The 1,043-nt window shown below is 65.4% G+C and carries 3 protein-coding genes; 2 read left to right on the forward strand and 1 reads right to left on the reverse strand.

Going from position 1 to position 1,043, the window contains the following annotated elements; all coding sequences use genetic code 11:
• Positions 1-31: 31 nt before the first annotated feature.
• Positions 32-328, reverse strand: coding sequence for an autorepressor SdpR family transcription factor (locus AC1DU6_RS32535; protein ID WP_056195558.1), 297 nt, complete (start codon positions 326-328; stop codon positions 32-34).
• Positions 329-568: 240 nt separating this feature from the next.
• Here AC1DU6_RS32535 and AC1DU6_RS32540 point away from each other — a divergent pair, with 240 nt between their 5' ends.
• Positions 569-736, forward strand: a complete 168-nt coding sequence (locus AC1DU6_RS32540) for a hypothetical protein (protein WP_457356397.1) — start codon at positions 569-571, stop codon at positions 734-736.
• 49 nt (positions 737-785) lie between these two features.
• On the forward strand, positions 786-1,043 hold a 258-nt coding region (locus tag AC1DU6_RS32545; protein WP_477862371.1), incomplete at its 3' end, for an ABC transporter substrate-binding protein.

The raw sequence follows: 1,043 nt of genomic DNA on the forward strand, positions 1-1,043 counted from the left end.
CCCCAAGCAAGGCCTGCAATCAGATCAGCTTTCATCGCGCAATCTCCTTCTTGGGTTCCGGCGCGTCGGCGCTCGGGCTGAACGAATGGACGAAGCCCAGCAACGCTTCTTCGAGCACGGACAGCTTCAGGTGATACAGGACGGACTTGCCCGCCTTCTCGGCGTGTACGAGGTCGGCCTCCTTCAGCACGGTGAAGTGCGCCGACATCGTGGGCTTGGAGACATGGAACTGGTCACTCAGCTCACCGGCGCTCAAGGGGCCCTGCCTCAGGAGCTGCAGCACCTGGCGACGGGTGGGGTCGGAAAGGGCTTTGAAGACCTTGTTCATGGCTTGATGATTAGCTAATCATCGAAACGTGTCAAGGGCGCCCCGCACCGCCGACTGGTGCATCAACGCCCCACGGCGAGGCACGCGATCTCAGCCGCGAAGGCTTGAAGGAGGACTGCCAGAAAGCGGCAGACCGAGCGACGCCCGGTACACCACATGCAGAACCTGCGCAGAGGCAGGCGCGCCGCAAACTGGCACGCTTGATGCTGGCGTACCAATTGGTATACCAGCATGTGCACCATGAACAAGCGAAGCCTTCTGACCCTTGGAGACTGGCACCAGGCCTATCTGGACGGCGCGCCGCCCCGTGAGTTGCTGGGCGCGCTTGCCGGCCTCATCGGCCCGCACGACCCGGCCATGCTCGGCGAAGGCTGGCGGGCCCGCATGGCCGAACTGCACCGCGCCTGAAGCCTCACCCCTTCTTGCCTCCCCCTCTCAATCACCCAAGGAGCCGACCATGACCGATTCGTTCAAACCCCAGCGCCGCACCCTGCTGGGTGCGGCGGCCGCCGTGGCCACGCTGGGCGCGCCCGCACTGGTGCGTGCCCAGACACCCAAGATCCGCATCGGCTACTGGCCGGTGGCGGCCGGGCTGCCGTTCTATGCGGCGGTGGAGAAGGGTTACTTCAAGGAAGCGGGGCTGGACGTCGAGGCGCTCAAGTTCGCCGGCGCCCAGCAGGTGATGGAGGCCATGCTGGCGGGCCGCTGTGACGGC

The sequence above is a fragment of the Roseateles sp. P5_B10 genome, assembly GCF_056400485.1.

Coding starts and splice junctions, on each gene's coding strand:
- AC1DU6_RS32535 (WP_056195558.1), bottom strand. CDS start 328: ATGAACAAGGTCTTCAAAGCCCTTTCCGACCCCACCCGTCGCCAGGTG.
- AC1DU6_RS32540 (WP_457356397.1), top strand. CDS start 569: ATGAACAAGCGAAGCCTTCTGACCCTTGGAGACTGGCACCAGGCCTAT.